17 protein-coding genes are annotated in these 19,144 nt (G+C 68.9%); 2 read left to right on the top strand and 15 right to left on the bottom strand.

From position 1 onward, the window contains the following. The first annotated feature begins 17 nt into the window (after positions 1-17). Positions 18-479, top strand: a complete 462-nt coding sequence (locus JOE30_RS09925) for a hypothetical protein (protein WP_204866405.1) — start codon at positions 18-20, stop codon at positions 477-479. 6 nt (positions 480-485) lie between these two features. On the opposite strand, the gene JOE30_RS09920 is transcribed toward JOE30_RS09925, so the two are convergent. Genes JOE30_RS09920 through JOE30_RS09910 form a run of 3 tightly spaced genes read right to left on the bottom strand, consistent with a single transcriptional unit; the run spans position 486 to position 4,237 of the window. Next, a complete protein-coding gene (locus JOE30_RS09920) occupies positions 486-2,450 on the bottom strand; it encodes a VWA domain-containing protein (protein WP_204866404.1) in 1,965 nt (654 codons plus the stop codon). Then, entirely contained in the window at positions 2,450-3,853 is a 1,404-nt protein-coding gene (locus JOE30_RS09915) for a sigma 54-interacting transcriptional regulator (protein ID WP_204866402.1), read from the bottom strand. Before JOE30_RS09915 ends, JOE30_RS09920 begins: the two co-directional genes overlap by 1 nt. A gap of 48 nt (positions 3,854-3,901) precedes the next feature. After that, a complete protein-coding gene (locus JOE30_RS09910; protein ID WP_081821049.1) occupies positions 3,902-4,237 on the bottom strand; it encodes a hypothetical protein in 336 nt (111 codons plus the stop codon). A gap of 67 nt (positions 4,238-4,304) precedes the next feature. Between JOE30_RS09910 and JOE30_RS09905 the strand changes: the two genes are divergently transcribed. After that, complete coding sequence (locus JOE30_RS09905) at positions 4,305-4,796, top strand: glutathione peroxidase (protein ID WP_204866400.1); 492 nt, start codon at positions 4,305-4,307, stop codon at positions 4,794-4,796. Between the two features lie 59 nt (positions 4,797-4,855). Here JOE30_RS09905 and purH read toward each other — a convergent pair whose 3' ends face one another. From purH to JOE30_RS09845, 12 genes are all read right to left on the bottom strand, one after another. Beyond that, positions 4,856-6,433 (bottom strand): bifunctional phosphoribosylaminoimidazolecarboxamide formyltransferase/IMP cyclohydrolase, encoded by a 1,578-nt coding sequence (gene purH, locus JOE30_RS09900; RefSeq protein ID WP_307806126.1) that lies wholly within the window; start codon positions 6,431-6,433, stop codon positions 4,856-4,858. Next, the gene (purN, locus tag JOE30_RS09895) at positions 6,426-7,070 is read right to left on the bottom strand and encodes a phosphoribosylglycinamide formyltransferase (RefSeq protein WP_204870208.1); all 645 of its coding nucleotides are present in this window, start codon (positions 7,068-7,070) and stop codon (positions 6,426-6,428) included. Before purN ends, purH begins: the two co-directional genes overlap by 8 nt. A 101-nt stretch (positions 7,071-7,171) precedes the next feature. Then, a complete protein-coding gene (locus JOE30_RS09890) occupies positions 7,172-8,578 on the bottom strand; it encodes a DUF6350 family protein (RefSeq protein WP_204866398.1) in 1,407 nt (468 codons plus the stop codon). A gap of 128 nt (positions 8,579-8,706) precedes the next feature. After that, entirely contained in the window at positions 8,707-9,945 is a 1,239-nt protein-coding gene (locus JOE30_RS09885) for a DUF5336 domain-containing protein (RefSeq protein WP_204866397.1), read from the bottom strand. Between the two features lie 99 nt (positions 9,946-10,044). Further along, entirely contained in the window at positions 10,045-11,169 is a 1,125-nt protein-coding gene (gene sfnG, locus JOE30_RS09880) for a dimethylsulfone monooxygenase SfnG (protein WP_204866396.1), read from the bottom strand. A 38-nt stretch (positions 11,170-11,207) separates the two neighbouring features. After that, positions 11,208-12,443: an acyl-CoA dehydrogenase family protein gene (locus JOE30_RS09875; RefSeq protein WP_204866395.1), complete on the bottom strand. Its 1,236-nt coding sequence runs from the start codon at positions 12,441-12,443 to the stop codon at positions 11,208-11,210. A 68-nt stretch (positions 12,444-12,511) separates the two neighbouring features. Then, on the bottom strand, positions 12,512-12,730 hold the full coding sequence (locus tag JOE30_RS09870) for an HNH endonuclease signature motif containing protein (RefSeq protein ID WP_204866394.1): 219 nt from the start codon (positions 12,728-12,730) through the stop codon (positions 12,512-12,514). Positions 12,731-12,932: 202 nt separating this feature from the next. Then, entirely contained in the window at positions 12,933-13,964 is a 1,032-nt protein-coding gene (locus JOE30_RS09865; RefSeq protein ID WP_204866393.1) for a hypothetical protein, read from the bottom strand. A gap of 96 nt (positions 13,965-14,060) precedes the next feature. After that, the gene (locus JOE30_RS09860; protein WP_204866391.1) at positions 14,061-15,068 is read right to left on the bottom strand and encodes a zinc-binding alcohol dehydrogenase family protein; all 1,008 of its coding nucleotides are present in this window, start codon (positions 15,066-15,068) and stop codon (positions 14,061-14,063) included. A gap of 90 nt (positions 15,069-15,158) precedes the next feature. Next, entirely contained in the window at positions 15,159-16,061 is a 903-nt protein-coding gene (gene sucD, locus JOE30_RS09855; RefSeq protein WP_204866389.1) for a succinate--CoA ligase subunit alpha, read from the bottom strand. Between the two features lie 14 nt (positions 16,062-16,075). Beyond that, positions 16,076-17,239 (bottom strand): ADP-forming succinate--CoA ligase subunit beta, encoded by a 1,164-nt coding sequence (gene sucC / locus JOE30_RS09850; protein WP_204866388.1) that lies wholly within the window; start codon positions 17,237-17,239, stop codon positions 16,076-16,078. 137 nt (positions 17,240-17,376) lie between these two features. Then, a complete protein-coding gene (locus tag JOE30_RS09845; RefSeq protein ID WP_204866387.1) occupies positions 17,377-19,113 on the bottom strand; it encodes a hypothetical protein in 1,737 nt (578 codons plus the stop codon). Positions 19,114-19,144: the final 31 nt, after the last annotated feature.

Genomic DNA, 19,144 nt, shown 5'->3' with positions numbered 1-19,144 from the left:
GCGCTACCGTGGAGGTCATGAGGTCGTTCGCCCTGGGGCTGCTGTTGTGTGTCGCACTCGGCGGATGCGGCTCCTCCGACCCCGGCGACGTCGGCGACCTCGAGACCGGTGCGGCGTCCCCCACCGATCTCGTGCCCGTCCCCGGCTCACCGCCGGTTCCCCACGAGGTGTCCGCGGACCAGGTGGGCACCGAGTTCACACCCGGTGCGTCGCTGGTGATGGCGCAGTCCACACCGTTCGAGGCGTGGACCGCGCTGCCGGGCAACCGGATCGCGGTGCACTTCGTCACCGGCACCCCCGAGTGCTACGGCGCCGACGCGACCGTGGAGGAGACCGAGGAGACGGTCGTGGTCACCGTCCGGACCGGCACCCTCGAATCCGCGAAGGACAAGTCCTGCATCATGATCGCCGTGTACGGGACCATGGAGTTGCAGCTCGCGGCCCCGGTGGGCACCCGCACGGTGCTCAACGGGACCTGAGCCGACTCAGCGCTTCCTGCGGGCGCTCAGATAGTCGCTCACCACCGCGGCGCCGAGCCCGTCCAGGTCGGGTGCGATGACCCGCCCGCCCACACGCTGGGCCATCCGGTCCACGACGCGGGCCAGACCTGGATCGTCCCCCAGTCGGAAGATCGTCACCTGCGCACCGATCTTCGCCAGGGTGTCGAGCTCCTTGACCGTCAACCCGAGGGTCCGCGGATGCGGCGGATAGTCGAAGAAGGCGTGGCCGTCCGGTTCGAGATGGGCGGTCGGTTCGCCGTCGGTGACGATCAGAACCACGGGTTGGGCGTTGGGGTTGCGCCGCAGATGCGCCGCGGCCAGCATCAACGCGTTGTGCAGGTTGGTGCCCTGATCCCAGGCGCCGTCGAGCCCCGCGAGTTCCGACGGTGTGAGCGTCTGCGCGTGTCGACCGAAGCCGATCATCGTCAGATCGTCGCCACGGAACCGGGTGCTGACGAGATGATTCAACGCCAACGCCGTCCGCTTCATCGGAACCCAGCGACCCTCCATCACCATGGAGAACGACGTGTCCACCAGCAGGGCCACCGCGGCCTGTGACCGTTGCTCGGTCTCGCTGATCTCGACGTCGGTGACGGCCAGACGCACTCCGGTCTCGCCGTCTCCGCGAGGTTCCGTCGCGGTGCGCAGGACGGCGTTGGTCACCGTCCGGACGACGTCCCACGGCTCGGTGTCGCCGAACTCCCAGGCGCGCGACGCACCGGTGGGCTCGCCCATCGCGCCCGCTCGGCGGGTGTCACGCTCACCGCGGCGCGAGGCCATGCCGCCCGCGACGTCCTTCAGAGCCGATTGCCCCAACTGCCGCATGGCCTTCGGGGACAGGCGCCACTGTCCGTCGGCCCCCTTGTCGAGAAAACCCTCCTGCTGCAGCGCCTTCTCCAGATCCGCCAACGTCCGCGCGTCCGCGGCCGCCTCCGGGCCCAGTTGGCGCAGCAACGCATCGGCGTCGATGTCGTCGAGCGCCGCACCGTTGTACTGCTGCGAAAGCTGGTCCCCCAGCTCCTCGAGTTCGGCGATGTCCTGCAGCACACCGGTCCCGTCGCCGAGTCCCATGCCCTCCTGACCGCGGAACTTCTGGGCGGAGTCCCAGTCCTCCCCCGGCCGGGCCGACTGCAGATTCGCGTCGAGCCGGGACAGCTGGTCCATCAGGTCCTGGCTGCCGAAGGCTTGCTGCGCCAACGCGTCCAGCTCGGCACGCTGCTCCGCGGAGAGCGAGTTCCGCAGCCTCTGCGCTGCCGCGGACCGCTCCGCGAGAGCATCGATCAATTCGTCGATGGTCTCGGGATTCTCGGGGAAGTACTCGCCGTGATCGCGCATGAACTTCTCGAACTGCTCGTCGGTGTTCTCCCCGCGCGCGTGGGCGTCGAGCATGTCGTTGAGATCGGACAGCATCTCGGCGACCCGAGCACGGTCCTCCTCGGTGGCCCCCTCGAGGGCCTGCTTCATGCCCTTGAAGCGTTGATCGAGCACCTCGCGGCCGAGCAGATCCTTGATCTTCTCGTAGTTCTCGCGCGCCTCGCTGCTGCGCCAGTCGTAGTCGGCGAGCTCCTGCACGGCCTGCGCCGTCGACGGAGCCAGCTCGGCGATCTGCATCTCCTGGAAGCGGGCGTCGTCGTCCAGCGCACGGGCCAGGGTCTTGCGCTCCTCGAGGACCGCCTTGTCCAACAGCTCGCGCACCTCCTGCAGGGTGCCGTCGAGATTCTTGTTCTTCAGCAGTTCCCGCCGACGACGGTTCGCCCGCGCGGCGAGATCGTCCAATCCGCGCATGTTCTTCGTCCCGCGACGCAACATCTCCTGCATCGCGCGGCGCGGCGACGCACCTTCGAGAACGTCCTGTCCGATCGCGTCGAGCGCCTCCCGTAGATCGACAGGTGGTGCCAACGGATCCGGACCGTCGACGTACGGCCCGTACCGGGAGTTGTGGCCCGCCATCAGCTGTACACCGTCTGCCCGTCGTCGCCGGTGTCCTTGCCGATACGACGTGCGAGGTAGAGACCTTCGAGCGCGAGCTCGACGGCCGCGGCGCGCTCACCGTCGGAGGTCGCGCCCAGACGCTCGGCGATCTCGTCGATGACGGGGAGATCCGGCAACTCGTTCAGCAGCACCTTCGCGGTGACTCGATCTCCGGTGATCACGGGCTCACCCTGCTCGACGGCCGTGACGAGCGGGCTCAGGTCGATACCGCCGAGTGAGTCCCGTGCGGTGTCGGCAGTGGCCCGCCGCAGCAGGTGGTTCAGGACCTCGATCTCCCGTCCCTCCTCGCCCGACTCGAACTCCACCTTGCCCCGCAGGACGTCGACGATGGTCTGGGTGTCGACGGGTCGGGCCACCGGATCGGACTCGCCCAGCACGGCGGCACGGTGCACCGCGGCCGCACCGACGGTCTCGGCGGCGGCGACGGCGAACCGAGCCGAGACGCCGGAACGCTGGTCCACCGACGGCGATTCCCGCAGGAGCCGGGTGAACCGCGCCAGCACCTCGAGCACGTGCGGCGGCACGACGGCGGTGAGGTCGGCCTCCTGCTCGATGACCGCGATCTCGTCGGTCAGCAGAATCGGATAGTGGGTGCGGATCTCGGCGCCGAACCGGTCCTTCAACGGCGTGATGATGCGACCGCGGTTGGTGTAGTCCTCCGGGTTCGCGCTCGCGACGAGGAGCACGTCGAGGGGCAACCGCACCGTGTAGCCACGGATCTGGATGTCGCGCTCCTCCATCACGTTGAGCAACGACACCTGGATGCGCTCGGCGAGGTCGGGCAGCTCGTTGATCGCCACGATCCCGCGATGGGTACGCGGTACGAGGCCGAAGTGGATGGTCTCCGGATCACCCAGGCTGCGGCCCTCGGCGACCTTCACGGGGTCGACGTCGCCGACGAGGTCGGCAACCGACGTGTCCGGGGTCGCCAGCTTCTCCGAGTACCGCTCGGAGCGATGGCGCCAGGACACCGGCAGATCGTCGCCGAGTTCGGCTGCCCGGCGGATCGAGGCGGGGGTGATGGGGTCGTAGGGATGCTCACCGAGCTCGGAGCCGTCGATGACGGGCGTCCACTCGTCGAGCAGCGTGGCGAGAGTACGGAGCAGGCGGGTCTTGCCCTGCCCGCGCTCGCCGAGGAGAACGACGTCGTGCTGGGCGAGGAGTGCGCGTTCGATCTGCGGAAGGACGGTGTTCTCGAATCCGAGAATGCCGGGCCAGGCGTCGCGGCCCTCGCGAAGGGCGTCGAGCAGGTTGTCGCGGAGTTCGTTCTTGACTGTCTTCTGGACGTGTCCCGACGCGCGGAGTTCACCGAGGGTGGTCGCGCGTGGGTGTGGATCTCGACTGCTGGGAGACTGGGTCACCCTTCCAACGTACGAGCGTCGAGCCGTTTCGGCACGTGCACAGCTCGATCAGTGGCCCGACGGATCCGTCAGGTCCTTGCCCTCGGCGTTCTTGACGCGCTTGCGTTCGAGCAGGATCACCGTCAGACCGGCAGCCCAGAGGATCACCGTGGCCGGGAACAGGATCATCACCCATCCCTCGAAACCGCCTCCCGCAGCAGTGAGGCCCAGGCCCATGGCCCCGAGGCCCAGTGCGATGAGGAAGTAGCCGGGCCAGTTCCGGGCATCGGCGATGGCCTCGCCGGCGTGCGCGCGGAAGGTCCGCTCGTCGTCGCGGGGTTCGCGCTCCGAGCTGCCCTCCTTCATTCCGCCGTCCGGGTCGCCGTCACGGTGGTCCTGAGTCATGGCCCGCGTCTACCCTCGCCGAGAACAGACCAAACACGATGTGGCCTCCTGCCGGTAGCGTCGAGCGGTGACCGAGACCAGTGCATACGACTTCACCGCCACGACCATCGACGGCGAGCCCGTCGACCTCGCCGCCTACAAGGGCAAGCCGCTCCTCATCGTCAACACCGCCTCGCAGTGCGGATTCACCCCGCAGTACGAGGGCCTCGAGGTGCTGAACAAGACGTACGGGCCGCAGGGGCTGGTGGTTCTCGGCTTCCCGTGCGACCAGTTCGGACACCAGGAGCCCGGCGACGCCGACGAGATCAAGAACTTCTGCTCGCTGCGGTACGACGTCACGTTCCCGATGCACGAGAAGATCGAGGTGAACGGCGACGGCGCGCATCCGCTCTACAAGTGGCTGCGCGATCAGAAGTCGGGCGTGCTGGGCAGCCGGATCAAGTGGAACTTCACGAAGTTCCTCATCGACGCCGACGGCAAGGTGGTCGACCGTTTCGGGCCGACCACCAAGCCGGAGAAGCTCGCGAAGCCCATCGAGAAGGTTCTCGCGAAGGGCTGAACCCGGGGATCGAAGTTCGGGGGGGGTCGAAGTTCGGGGGGGTCGAAGTTCGGGGGAGCTCAGTGCGCGAAGTGGCGTGACCCGGTCAGGTACATGGTCACGCCCGCCTCGCGCGCTGCCTCCACGACCTCGGTGTCGCGGATCGATCCGCCGGGCTGCACCACGGCCGCCACTCCCGCTGCGGCGAGGATCTGGAAGCCGTCGGGGAACGGGAAGAAGGCGTCCGACGCGGCCACGGCACCCGTGGTGCGGTCGCCGGCGCGGCGCACGGCCAGTTCGGCGGAGTCGACCCGGTTGACCTGTCCCATGCCCACTCCCACCGACGCACCGTCCGCAGCGATGAGGATGGCGTTGGACTTGACGGCGCGGCACGCCTTCCAGGCGAACTCGAGATCGGCCAGCAGTGCCTCGTCGGCGGGCTCGCCCACGGCCAGGGTCCATCCCGACGGATCGTCGCCCGCGGCGTCGAGACGGTCGCGGTCCTGCAGCAGCAGGCCGCCCGAGATCTGCTTGATCTCCGGTACCGCCGTCGGCGGCTCGCACACCAGGACGCGGATGTTCTTCTTGCGCTGCAACACTCCCAGCGCACCATCGGCGTAGGACGGGGCGATGATGACCTCGGTGAAGATCTCGGCGACCTGCTCGGCCATCTCGACGGTGATCTCACGGTTGGACGCGATGACGCCGCCGTAGGCGCTCACGGGATCGCAGGCGTGCGCCTTGCGATGCGCCTCGGCGATGGAGCCGGACGACGACACCGCGATGCCACACGGGTTGGCGTGCTTGATGATCGCCACGCACGGGAGATCGTGGTCGAACGCGGCACGCCAGGCGGCGTCACCGTCGGTGTAGTTGTTGTACGACATCTCCTTGCCGTGCACCTGCTCCGCCTGCGCGATGCCGGCGGGAGCGGACGAGTCGACGTACAAGGCGCCGGCCTGGTGCGGATTCTCGCCGTAGCGCAGAACGGAGGCGCGCTCGTAGGTGGCACCCATCCATGCCGGGAAGTGCTCGGACTCGTCGGAACCGCCTGCGACGAGGACGTCGGTCATCCAGGACGCCACCGCGACGTCGTAGGCGGCGGTGTGCTGAAATGCCGTAGCGGCCAGCGCAATTCGCTGCTCGAGCGTGAAGCCGCCACCCTGTACCGCGGTCAGCACGTCGTCGTAGCGGGTGGGGTCCACCACGACCGCCACCGACGGATGGTTCTTCGCCGCGGCACGGACCATGGACGGGCCACCGATGTCGATCTGCTCCACGCACTCGTCCGGACTCGCACCGGACGCCACCGTCTCGGTGAACGGGTACAGGTTGACGACGACGAGCTCGAACGGAGCGACGCCCAACTCGTCGAGTTGCGCGAGGTGTTCCGGCTTGCGCGTGTCCGCCAGGACGCCGGCGTGCACGCGCGGATGCAGCGTCTTCACGCGGCCGTCCAGCGTCTCGGGGAAGCCGGTGAGGTCTTCGACCCGAGTCACCGGTACACCCGCGGCGGCGATGCGCGCGGCGGTCGATCCGGTGGACACGATCTCCACCCCGGCGGCGTGAAGGCCCACGGCCAGCTCGTCCAGACCAGTCTTGTCGTAGACGCTGACGAGTGCGCGCGAGACGGCGCGCGTGTTCTCTGGGTTAGTCACTGGGGATCTGGGCCTTTCGTCCATCGGTGATGACTCCGCGTGTGGCGACGGCGGCGACCACGTCGATCAGCAGCCGTCGTTCGACGATCTTGATGCGCTCGTGCAGCGACTCCTCGGTGTCGCCGTCGAGCACGGGAACAGCTTCCTGCGCCACGATGGGGCCGGTGTCCACACCGTCGTCCACCAGATGAACGGTGGACCCGCTGACCTTCACACCGTGGGCGAGGGCATCGGCCACCGCGTGCGCGCCCGGGAACGACGGCAGCAGAGCGGGGTGGGTGTTGACGATGCGGCCGCCGAAGCGTGCGAGGAACACCGGCCCGAGGATGCGCATGAATCCTGCGCTCACGACGAGATCCGGCGACCAGGAGTCCACGACCTCGGTGAGGGCGGCATCCCACTCCGCACGTGAACGGTGATCCGACACGGCCACTCGCCGCGACGGCAGCCCCACGCTCTCGGCGCCGCACTCGCGATCCACCACGACGGCGACGATCTCGGCCGGAAACCCGGGAGTGGACGCGGCCTCGACCAACGATCCGAGCAGTGATCCGACCCCCGAGGCGAGGACGACGACGCGGGCCGGGAGGTCCCGCCCGGGTGTCGAACGCGGGGCAGACAGCGTGCTTCTCCTCAGCTGCTCGGGCGGGTCAGGTGCTCTCGCGGCGTGGGATCACGCCGACTGGAAGCCTAGACGGCCGCCGTTCGCCCCCTCGATCGGCCTCGCTCGGTCTCGCGTCAGGGAGCGGTCGCGGTGCCGCCGCGCTTCTCGGGCTCGGTCGACTCGTCCGGCAGGTCGACGATCTCGGCGTCGACCACGTCCGCCTCCGCGGCATCGGCTTCTGTCTCGACGGCGTCTGTCTCGACGGCATCCCCGGTCTCGGCTTCGGCTTCGGTCTCGGCTTCGGCTTCGGCTTCCACGACGTCCGTGTCCGTCGGCGCGGCATCCGGGGCTGCGGGCAGGGCGGCCGGCTCACCGAGCATCGATTTGCCCGCGGGGTCGTCGGATCCGGTCTGCTCGGGGTCGCTGTCCTCGTGCCATCCGTGGATGTCGTGGCGCCGCATGGACCAGGCGGTGACGGCCGCGGTGAGCGCACCCACCACGAGGCACCACGCGAAGGTGGTGACGCCGAGGAGCGGCGCGTCGACACCGAGATGGCCGAACGTTCCCACCGAGCCACCGGCGACGACGCCGATCAGGACGGCCGCGACGCTGACGCACACCGCGGCGGCGGCGGCGCTGCGCACCGCGTCCGCCAGGGACGTCGTCGCACGGGCACACGCACGCCCGAGCACCACGGCGGCGAGTGCGGGAACGACGAGCATGACCGGCCACCACACCTGGGCCGACGATTCGGGCATGACCGCCAGCACCGGCACGGCCGGAAGCTGACCGCCGGTCGTCTCGGTGACGGACACCATCGCCGCGCCCACGTGGGCGGACGACCCGGTGACGACCGACGACGCTGCCACGACGATGTTGGGCAGGTACAGCATCGAGATCGCGGTCAGGCCCAGCGCTCCGCCGATCCCGCCGCCGGACTCGAGCAGCGTGCCGAGCGTGGAGAAGGACAGCACGAGAGAGGCCGCGACGACGACGGCGCCACCGGCGAGCAGCACCGCGCCGGCACGCGCCGCGGGAGCGAAGGACGACGCGAGCCACGGCGGCAGGACCACCGTGCGCATGAGCGAGGGCCAGGTGCCGCGGATGCAGCCGATCGCCGCACCGATGCCGTGCACGAGGATCACCCACCCGAAGGTGGCGAGCGCATTCGGCGTGCTCAGGGCGATGACGGTGGACGCGTCGTGAATCATCGCGAGCATCACCGCCGCCATCGCGAGCGGACCCGCGATCGCCGAGCCGACGACCCACCCGATGTCGCGACGGGTGGAGGCGTCGGACAGCGGCCGCCCGACCGCCGACGACACCGCGTGCACGAGCACGAGAGTGGGCAGCAGCGGAAGGATCGACAACGTCGCTCCGGCGATGCCCAGCGGCACCTGATGCACGGCCAGCCACGTGGCGGCCAACGCGCCGAACGTTCCCGTCAGGTCGCTGTTCGCGGAGACGAGCGTCACCAGCACCACGACCGTGACGACGGCCAGGAGTAGCCCGACGGGCCGGAACGCCACGGTGAGCAGCATTCGAGCCTCGTCGGGACTCGGACCGAAACGGCCCCGCGTGTGCGGTTCGCGATCGAGTAGTGAAGTCATCACCGATCAGGTTCTCACCGTCGGCGCGGTGGAGAACCTAGGCGCGCCGACGACGCGGTTCAGCGGCGCTCGTCCGACCGATCGCCGAAGTCGAGTGCGCGGGTGGCTTCCGGCGCCTGCTGCTCGGGTGCCTGCTGCTCGGGTGCCTGCTGCTCGGGTGCCTGCTGCTCGGGTGCCTGCTGCTCGGGTGCCTGCTGCTCGGGTGCCTGCTCGCCGGTGGGAGGCGACGCGGACTCCGCCGACGCGGCGTGCGCGGGTGCGGTGTCCGCGGAGGTCTGGCCGACGGGCTGCCCGTAGCGCTCGGTGGGAGCGCTGTAGGGCGATCCGTAGCCCTGCGGCTGGCCGTATCCCTGCTGACCGTAGGCGCCGGGCTGCGCCTGACCCTGCTGCCCGTAACCCTGCGGCTGGCCGTAGCCCTGCGGCTGGCCGTAGCCCTGGGGTTGCCCGTAACCCTGCTGGCCATAGCCCTGCGGCTGCCCGTAGCCCTGCGGCTGCCCGTAACTCTGCGGCTGGCCATAGCCCTGCGGCTGCCCATAGCCCTGCGGCTGCCCGTAACCCTGCTGGCCGTAGGCGCCCTGCTGTCCGTATGCCTGGTGGCCGTATGCCTGCTGTCCGTAGTTCTGCTGGCCGGGACCCTGTTGGACCGGGCCGCCCGGCTGGCCGAACGGCTGCTGCTGCTGCTTCGGGCGCGGCGCCGGAACCGTGACGACTCCCGAGTCGACGAGAAGCGCACCGACGGCCGCGGCCACCTGCACGATGGCCAGGATCAGCACCAGAATCGACCCGATCCCGATACCGACGCGGACGGTCTCACCGAAGGCTGTGAACGCCGCCCCGCGGTTCACCAGCTGGAAGATGAGCGTGAGCAGCGCGGTGACGGACAGTGCCGCGACCAGTCCCGGCGACGTCGTCTGCCGCGGCAGAAGGCCCGCGGCCGTGACGAGCGCGGCGAGGAGGAGCAGCGCCACGGACGTCGGGTCGCCGAGCTCACGTTCGAAGAAGTTGGAGGACTCGCCGCCGAGCGCGAACTGCGCGGACAGACCGAGCAGGAATGCGAGGACACCGGTGCCGATGACGACGTACGACGCGATGCGGGCGACCTGCGTCGTGCGCGCCGCGATCTGCTCGGTCGTGTGGCTTTCCGTGTCGGTGGACGGGGTCGCGGCGCCGTCCGTTCGGTCGACCGACGCTGAGCTGTCGTCGACCTGCCCGGTCTCCGTGGACGGGTCTCCGAAGGTGGTCGTCCGCGGGTCCGTCCGGCCGTGGTCGTGGTCGGGTCCCCCTGGTGAGAAGGTCATCTCGATTCCTCTTCCTCGGTGCTGGTCGTCGGTGGGCCGCCGACTGCGGCGGCCGCGCCGCTCACCCACACTACGGACCCGCGGTGAGTGACTTCTCGCTCAGGCGACGCCGACGGGTTCGCGGCCACCCACCCGCGCGGCCTCGATCTCCCGCACCAGCGGCAGGATCTTCGCTCCGAAGTACTCGATCTCCTCCTGAAAGTGCAGGAAACCGCCGAGGATGAGGTCCACGCCGCGGTCGCGGTAGTCGACGATGCGCGTCGCCACCTGTTCGGGCGTACCGATCAGCTGAGTCTTGAAGCCGTCGTTGTACTGCACGAGGTCCTCGAAGCTCGAGTCGGCCCACATGCCCTTCTTGTCCGAGGTCGAACTGCCGGCCTGCTGCACGGCACCGCGGAACCCCTCGACCGCGGGCCTGTTCGCCTTCTCGATGATCTCGCGGAGGGTGTCTCTCGCCTCCCTCTCGGTGTCGCGGGCGATGATGAAGCCGTTGAGACCGAACTTCACCTCACGCTGATGGGCCTGCGCGACGCGCCGCACGCCGTCGATCTGCTCGGTGATGCCGTCGAAGTCCTTACCGTTGGAGAAATACCAGTCGGAGTACCGACCTGCGTTCTCCCGCGCCGCCGACGAGTTGCCGCCCTGGAAGAGCTCGGGGTTGGGGCGCTCCGGTGTGTTGAGCGGCTTGGGCTTCAAGGTGAAGTCGTGGATGCGGTAGAAGTCGCCGCGGAAATCGACGTCGTCCTCGGTCCAGATCTTGCGTAGCACCTGGAGGAACTCGGCGCTGCGTCGGTAACGCTCGTCGTGTTCGAGCCAGGGCTCACCGAGATGCGTGAACTCGTCCTTGAACCACCCGCTCACCACGTTGACGGCGAAGCGTCCGTTGGACAGATGGTCCGCAGTCGCACCGAGTTTCGCGAGTACGGCCGGTTGCCAGAGACCCGGATGCACGGCGGCGATGACCTTGAGGCGCTCGGTCGCGAGGAGCAGTCCCAAGCTGAAGCTCGTGGACTCGTGCTGGAACTCGGCCCCGTAGCTGGCCTCGTACCGGACCTGACTCAGCGCGTACTCGAACCCGTTGTTCTCCGCCGTCTGCGCGAGCTTCTTGTTGTACTCGAACTCCCAGCTGGTGCGCTGCTCGATGTCGCTGGTGACGAGGCCACCACTGACGTTGGGCACCCAGTAGGCGAACTTCACTTCGTCGGCGATCTTCTCTGTACTCATGCAGTCCTCGGTTCGATAATAGTGCGCGACATATGATTTCAGGAGTACCAGGTGGGCTGAGGCAACTCGCCGGTGAGCACGTGGCGGCCGACCTCGCGGCGCTTGTAGGCCACCGGATCGTGCAACGTGTGCGTGCGCACGTTGCGCCAGAAGCGGTCGAATCCGTGACTCGACGCGGTGGCGCGGGCTCCGAGCCCCTCGAAGATGCCGGACGTGATCTCCAGAGCGACCTCCGTGGCGCGTGCCTTCGCTGCGGCGACGCGCACCTCGTGCTCGCCGCGCTCGTGCTCGGTGACGGTCCAGGCGTTCTCGTGGATGCGCTGCTGCTCCACGGCCACGGCGTCCGCGAGAGCCTCTGCGGCCCAGAGCTTCGCGGTCAGGTCTCCGTACAGGTCGATGATGTAGGGCTCGTCGAGCGCGTTGTCCACGGTGCTGTGCAGCCACGCTCGCGTGGTGGTGCGCGTGTAGTCGGCAGCGGTCTCGAGGGCTCCGCGTGCGATGCCGAGGTAGAAGTTGACGAACACCAGCTGGATGATCGGGACGTTGAGGGTGTTGTAGACCCGCGGCTCGAAAGCCTTGTTCGCGAATCCGGCGGCCGAGCTCCAGTCGGTACGAACGTGATCGATGGTGACACTGCCACTCTCGGTGCGACGCTGACCGATGTTGTCCCAGTCGTCGTGGAACGTCAGGCCCTCGGAGTTCGACGGGACGATGGCGAAGACGTGGGTGTCGGTACCGGCGAGCACCCCCTCGAGCACGGTCACGTCGGAGACACGACTGCCCGTGGAGAACGTCTTGGCACCGTTGTAGACGATCGTGTCGCCCTCGTCGGTGATCTCGACATCGTTGTCGCGCGGGTTGACCGCGCCGCCGAAGAACCAGGTGTTCTCGGTGGCGGCCTGCTCGACGGCGGCGATCTGCTCCTTCGTTCCGACCAGACGTGCCGCCCAGAACCACAGCAGGTGGTAGCCGAGCAGCTGTCCGATCGACCCGTCGGCGGCGGCCACGGCGCGGATCACCTGGTATGCGGTCTCCCAGGTCTGCCCGCCGCCACCGAACTCGGCCGGCCCCAGGATCGTGACCAGGCCGGACTCCTTCAGCAACGTCACCTCCTCGTGCGGCGCCTCGGTGGCGCGATCACGAGCGACGGCGTCGACGGCGAGGATCGCGGCCACCTCGTGGGCACGGTCGATCCATTCCGCGGACGTCGTGGGAGCGGTGATCCAGCGCGCTTCGGTGGCGGCGCCGGCGGGACGGGTGTCGGTGATCGTCATGCCCGGAAGTACATCGCCCGGGCCGATGCGGAACCACCGTTGCGCTCTGGGTGATTCGAACGGTTCGCTCACTCGCCGGGTGCGGTGAGGTAGTCGTTTCCGTGTGAGTCGCGGATGTGGACGATGCCGTCGCGGAGCATGCGATAGTGCCACTGCCTACGGGTTTTCAGTCCGTGGTGTCGGCGACAGAGGGGTTCGAGGTTGCCGGTGACGGTCCAACCACCTCTCCAGGGGTCGGTGTGGTCGAACGGCACTATGTGGTCGAGGTCGCAGTCCTCGCTGGGCACAGCACATCCAGGGTGCACGCACGTCCAATACAACGCTGTCACCAGCGCTGCGACCGCCTCGGACGGGCGATACGTCAGCGCCCCGTCCGGAGGCACGGCGAATCCGCCGTGGCCGTCGGGGTCGGCGACGGCTCGGTCCAACGCCGATGATGGGAGTGCGCGGAGGTACTCGACCTGCTCCCTGACTTTCCGGGTTGCCGTGCTACCCAGTTTCCCCGTGGTGGGGGTCCAGCCTGCCGGCATGCGTCGGGTGCGGCGGACTTCTCGCCCGGTGATCGGCACCGGCGGGCCCGGTGGTTCGGAGTCGGTCGGAGGGTCGTGCTGCGGGCACCGGCAACTGCACCCCGCCCGCGGTGCAGTGACCTCGGCGGCGGTGATGATCGCCTGCCAGGTCGCATCCCCGGCGATCGTGCGGGCCACATCGGCTGGTACCGGTCCCCAACCCACGAGGTGGCCGGGTTCCCCGGCCAACCCGGCTGCCGTGGCGGCGTCGAGGACGATGACGGCACGATCGGCCGGTGCGGCCGGCGACGTCGCGTGGACGCAACTCTCGTCGGCGCAGTCGCACGGCAGAGGTGTGCCGGTCATGATCGCGTGAGCGGCCGTCGAACAACCGCGCCGGCAGCGACGTCGGATCGGTCACCCCACGCGCGGCAGCAGCGATGGCCCGCAACATCCCGGCGACCTTCTCCGCCGGACCACGAATCTTCAGTTCCGCCTGATCGCGCGGGAGCTTCCGAACCGTCGCTGCCCGCTCCAGCGCCGCCCGCTCTCGGGCGATGCGGTGCCACTCCGCGTCGAAGTCGGCGAGGATCCGATCGATCGCTGCGGCGACCGCACCCGGGGTGCACCTCGATGCGGCCGCGACGACGCGCTGCAGCAACGCTTCGGTCGCATTCGGGAACCCGGCCAACGATCGGCACACCGTGCGGAACGCCGCGTACGCCAACCGGCCCGCATCGAACGCTTCCAACACCGCCGGCCGAGCCGTACGGGTGAGAAAAAGCCACTCCGTCACCGTGCCGGTGGACACCGACAGCGCCGAGGCGACCTCCGCCACCGCGCACGCTTCGGCGGCATCAGCATCGAACACCCCACCGGGGCCGAGCACCGCGGGACGACGAGATTCTTCGCGGATGTAAGAGCACGACGCGGCGACAGTGCGGGTGAACGAGGCCTGGGCCTCGACCTTCGTCGACACCAGTACACCGACGGAACCTGTTGCGTCGTACATGAATTCACCCCCCGGTGATGCCCCGATCAGGCCGCCCCCCGACGACCTGATCAGACAGTAACCGACCCCACCGACAAGAACTCGGGCACGATTTTCCTACTGCGCGACGACCACCTTGCCGATGGTGCCGCCGCTTTCCACCCGTCGGTGCGCGTCCCGCAGAGTGTCCACGTCGAGCGGTGCGAGCGTGGTCGTGGCGGTAGTACGGAGCGCGCCCTCGTCGATCATGCGCGACACGGTATCGAGGATGTCACGCTGAGAGGTGCTCTCCGGCAACGACAACGGCACCGTGAACATCAGCTCCCAGTGCCAGGTCTGGCTCTTGGCCTTCAGCGGCATCAGGTCCAGGCCGACCGGATCGTCGATGGCCACGACCTGACCGTGCACTGCCATCACCGCGGCGTAGGCGTCGACATTGCCCTCGGAGAACGGGGAGAACACGTACTCGACGCCGTCCGGTGCCAGGGCACCGACCTCGTCGACGAGCGCGTGTCGGTCGACCACGTGGTGCGCGCCCATGTCCACTGCCCAGTCGCGGGATTCGCCGCGCGATGCCGCGGCCACGACGGTGAGCGAGGTCAGTGCCCGGGCGAGCTGGATGATCATCGACCCGGTACCGCCGGCGGCTCCCATCACGAGAAGTGTTCCGGTGCTGTTCTTTCCGAGTCCGAGCCGGACGAACAGCGATTCCCACGCCGTGATGGCGGTCAGCGGCACGGCTGCGGCGTCCGCGGACGACAGCGACGACGGTGCGTGGCCGACGATCCGCTCGTCGACGAGTTGGAACTCGGCGTTGCTGCCGTCCCGAGCAATGGATCCTGCGTAGAACACTCGATCCCCCGGCACGTACACCTGAGCGTCGGAACCCACCGCGACGACCTCGCCGACGGCGTCGAAGCCGAGGATCTTCGGGCCGTCCGACGCATCGAAGGAGGTACGAACCTTCGTGTCCACCGGATTGACGGAGACGGCGTTTACACGCACGAGGATGTCGAAGCCGGTGGGAGAGGGGGTCTCTCGCTCGATCTGCACGAACGACGAGTCGGCGTCGACGGAGCCGGGTTCCGTGGAGACGATGGCGGAGTGAGTCGCGGGAATGCTCATACCTCGACGGTAGTCCCCCGGAACGACACGAGGGAGGCAGGCTTCCCGAGCGGGAAACCGGCCTCCCTCGTGTGAGAGAAGAAAGAGTGACTACTTCTTCTCGAGGATCTCGCGCGCGAGGGCAGCGGTCTCGGACGGCGTCTTGCCGACCTTCACACCGGCCGCCTCGAGGGCATCCTTCTTGGCCTGCGCCGTTCCCAGCGAGCCGGAGACGATGGCGCCGGCGTGGCCCATGGTCTTGCCCTCGGGAGCGGTGAAGCCGGCGACGTAGCCGACGACGGGCTTGGTGACGTGCGCCTTGATGTAGTCGGCTGCACGCTCCTCGGCGTCGCCACCGATCTCACCGATCATGACGATGATCTCGGTGTCGGGATCGTTCTCGAACGCCTCGATGGCGTCGATGTGCGTGGTGCCGATGACCGGGTCGCCGCCGATGCCGATGGCCGTGGAGAAACCGAAGTCACGGAGCTCGAACATCATCTGGTAGGTCAGGGTGCCCGACTTCGAGACGAGGCCGATGGGTCCCTTGCCGGCGATGTTGGCGGGCGTGATGCCGACCAGTGCCTCGCCGGGGGTGATGATGCCGGGGCAGTTCGGCCCGATGATGCGGGTCTTCTTGCCCTTCTCGACGTTGTAGGCCCACGCGTACGCGCTGTCCTGCACCGGGATTCCCTCGGTGATGACGACGAGCAGCGGGATCTCCGCGTCGATGGCCTCGACGATGGCGTCCTTGGAGAACGCCGGCGGGACGAACGCGATGGACACGTCGGCGCCGGTCTTCTCCATGGCCTCGGCGACGGAGCCGAAGACGGGAAGCTCGACGTCGGAACCGTCGGCTGCGGTGTGCTTCACCGTGGTTCCGGCCTTGCGAGCGTTGACGCCGCCGACGACCTGCGTACCGGCCTTGAGCATCAGGGCGGTGTGCTTCGTACCCTCGCCGCCGGTGATGCCCTGGACGATGACCTTGTTGTTCTTGTTCAGGAAAATAGACATAGTTTCGGTGCCCTCTACTTCGCAGCCAGCTCGGCGGCCTTGTCGGCGCCTTCGTCCATGGTCTCGGCCAGTGTCACCAACGGGTGCGCAGCATCGGCGAGAATCTTCCGGCCTTCTTCGACCTTGTTGCCGTCCAGGCGGACGACCAGCGGCTTGGAGGCGGTGTCGCCCAGCGTCTTCAGGGCGCCGACGATGCCGTTGGCGACCGCGTCGCACGCGGTGATGCCGCCGAAGACGTTGACGAACACGCTCTTGACCTGCTCGTCGCCGAGGATGACGTCGAGGCCCGCGGCCATGACCTCGGCCGAGGCGCCGCCGCCGATGTCGAGGAAGTTGGCGGGCTTGACGCCACCGTGAGCCTCACCGGCGTAGGCGACGACGTCGAGGGTCGACATGACCAGTCCGGCACCGTTTCCGATGATGCCGACCTGTCCGTCGAGCTTGACGTAGTTGAGGTCGTTCTCCTTGGCCTTCGCCTCGAGTGGGTCCGCCGCGTCGGCGTCCTCGAACTCGGCGTGGCCCTTCTGACGGAAGTCCGCGTTGGCGTCCAGGGTGACCTTGCCGTCGAGCGCGAGAATCTGGTCGTCCGGCGTGCGCACGAGGGGGTTGACCTCGACGAGCAGCGCGTCTTCCTTGATGAAGACGTCCCACAGCTTCTGGATCGTGTTGGCCGCGGCGTCGAGCACCTCGGCGGGAAGCTTGCCGGCCTCGGCGATCTCACGCGCGAAGGCGAGGTCGACACCCTTGACGGCGTCGACGGGGATGCGGGCGAGCGCGTCCGGGTTCTCCTCGGCGGTGACCTCGATCTCGACACCACCCTCGACGGAACACATCGCGAGGTACGTGCGGTTCGTGCGGTCGAGCAGGAAGGAGATGTAGTACTCCTCCGCGATGTCGCTGGCCTCGGCGACGAGGAGCTTCTTGACGACGTGGCCCTTGATGTCGAGTCCGAGGATCGCTTCCGCGTTCGCCTCGGCCTCGGCGACGTCCTTGGAGTACTTCACGCCGCCGGCCTTGCCGCGGCCACCGACCTTCACCTGGGCCTTGACCATGACAGGCTTGCCGATTTCTTCGGCGATCTGTCGTGCACCGGCAACCGTGTCGGTGACACGGCCTGCCGACGTCGGAACCTCGTGCTTGGCGAAGAGTTCCTTCGCCTGGTATTCGAAGAGATCCATCAGCTCACCATCTCGTCTGCGTTGACGCCCGCTCGAGGGGTAGGAGCGGGTCCGACTTGCGACTGTAACTTTCCACCGAGAGGCCTGATCGACAGCCCGTCGAACTTGTGGTTCAGATCACCGACCTGCGCCGACATCTACTCACCAGTACGAAAAAATCCCGCCGCCACCAGCGCCGATGCCGCAGCGCCGACAGCGGTCACGAAGGCCCCCGATGACGCCGTCACGCCGGGGCCGGCGCCGCCGAGGATCGGGCTCAGCGCGACACCTGCCAGAGCCACCGCGGACCCGACCTGGAGTGCCGCGGCGCGCGGCGCCCGAGCGCGGGCCGCAATGGCGGCGCCGACAAGCACGGCAGTCACGAGTGCCAGCCGACCCCACACGTCCCATCCCCAGGGCAGCGCCCCGATCCAGCCGCCGGTCTCCCCGCCCACGTCGTACTGCGGCAGGAGCAGACCCAGTGCGGCGACACCGGCCGCGACGGCCAGCGCGGCTGCGAGAGGGCGCGAGGCCCCGGCCAGATCGCTGGTGTCGACACCGTCCCGCTCCGAGGCACCCGCCGCGGCGACCAGCACGAGCGTGAGCAGACCGAGCAGCGTGCCGACGACCAGCAGCCAGCCGCCCGCGCCGACGGAGACGCCGTCGATACCGACGCCCAGCACGAGCGCCTGCAGCACCGCGGCCGCGAGCGCCAGATGGCCCGTGACGATCAGCGGCACCGCAGGCCGCACCGCAGCGGCGAACTCCGAGAACAGCAACAGCACGCCGCCGACGACGGTCACGACGGCGTACGCGGCCACCGCGCGATCCCCCACCACCGTCGGGACGGAGCCGGTCGAGACGTCGAGGAGCGGCAGGACCGCGCCGACACCGAGAGCGACGCCCGTCAGGACTGTCACCGCTCCCGCGACGACGTGCCGCCGCGTCGAGTTCGAGGGAGCGGCGGACCGTACGAGCCGGGGCACGGAGTTCGTGGATTCGGGGTTCGTGGATCCGGAGGTCGCGCGTGCCGTCGCCAGTGTGACCACGCCGAGGGCGAGGACCCCGCCGACTCCGACGACCGTGCCCGCGCCGAGGCCGATGCGGTCCCCCGCCCCGACCGCAGCAGCCAGGCGGACGCCGACGACGGTCGCCGACGCCGCGACCACACCGGTCAGTGCGCCGACCGCCGCGGATCTGCTGGTGGACGAGAACGCGTAGGCCACGCCCACCAGCACCGCGACCGCGGACAGTCCACCGCCGAGAGCCGACACGACGGGTCCGGCGACCGGAGCGGGAGCGAGGACGACGGCATCGGTGCTCACGTAGGCGGGCAGGAGGAACGAGACGGCGAGTGCGAGAGCGCCCACGACGCCCGCGGCGACCACGACCGATGCGGATCGACGGGCGACGGGATCCTCGTCGAAGTCGTCCCACTCGACCGACCGTGCGAGTGCGACTGCCGCCAGTGCCCCGGCGACGACGACCAGCGCGTGTCCGAGCGTCACCACCACAGCTCCGGGACCCGCCTCCAGCGCCGCGGCCGAGATCGGACGGAACAGCTCCAACCGGTCGGCGTCGATCGCTCCGACGAAGAGCTGAAGATCGGCCACGATCGATCCCAGTGCGACGGCGCCCAGCGTCGCGAGCACGGGCAGGGTGCACGGCCGGGTCGCGCGCACCAGGAGCGCCAGGGCGATCGCCGCCCAGAGCGCCGACGAGACGACGGCCGCGCCCCGCACCGGGGGGCCCACGTCGGCGCCGCCGACGACGGGAACATACGGAGCGGCCGCCACCGCCAGCGCTCCGACGACTCCGAGCACGCGGGCACCGAGCCGGACGGGGTCGGACGCGGAACGAGAGGTACGAAGGCCCGCGGATGTCGGCTGTGTCACGATGACGAACGGTATCCGGTCCTCGTGTCCG

The organism is Rhodococcus sp. PvP016 (genome assembly GCF_017832185.1).
Taxonomy (GTDB): domain Bacteria; phylum Actinomycetota; class Actinomycetes; order Mycobacteriales; family Mycobacteriaceae; genus Rhodococcoides.
Note: the sequence above shows the minus strand (reverse complement) of the source record. Positions and strands in the feature narration are given on the sequence as shown.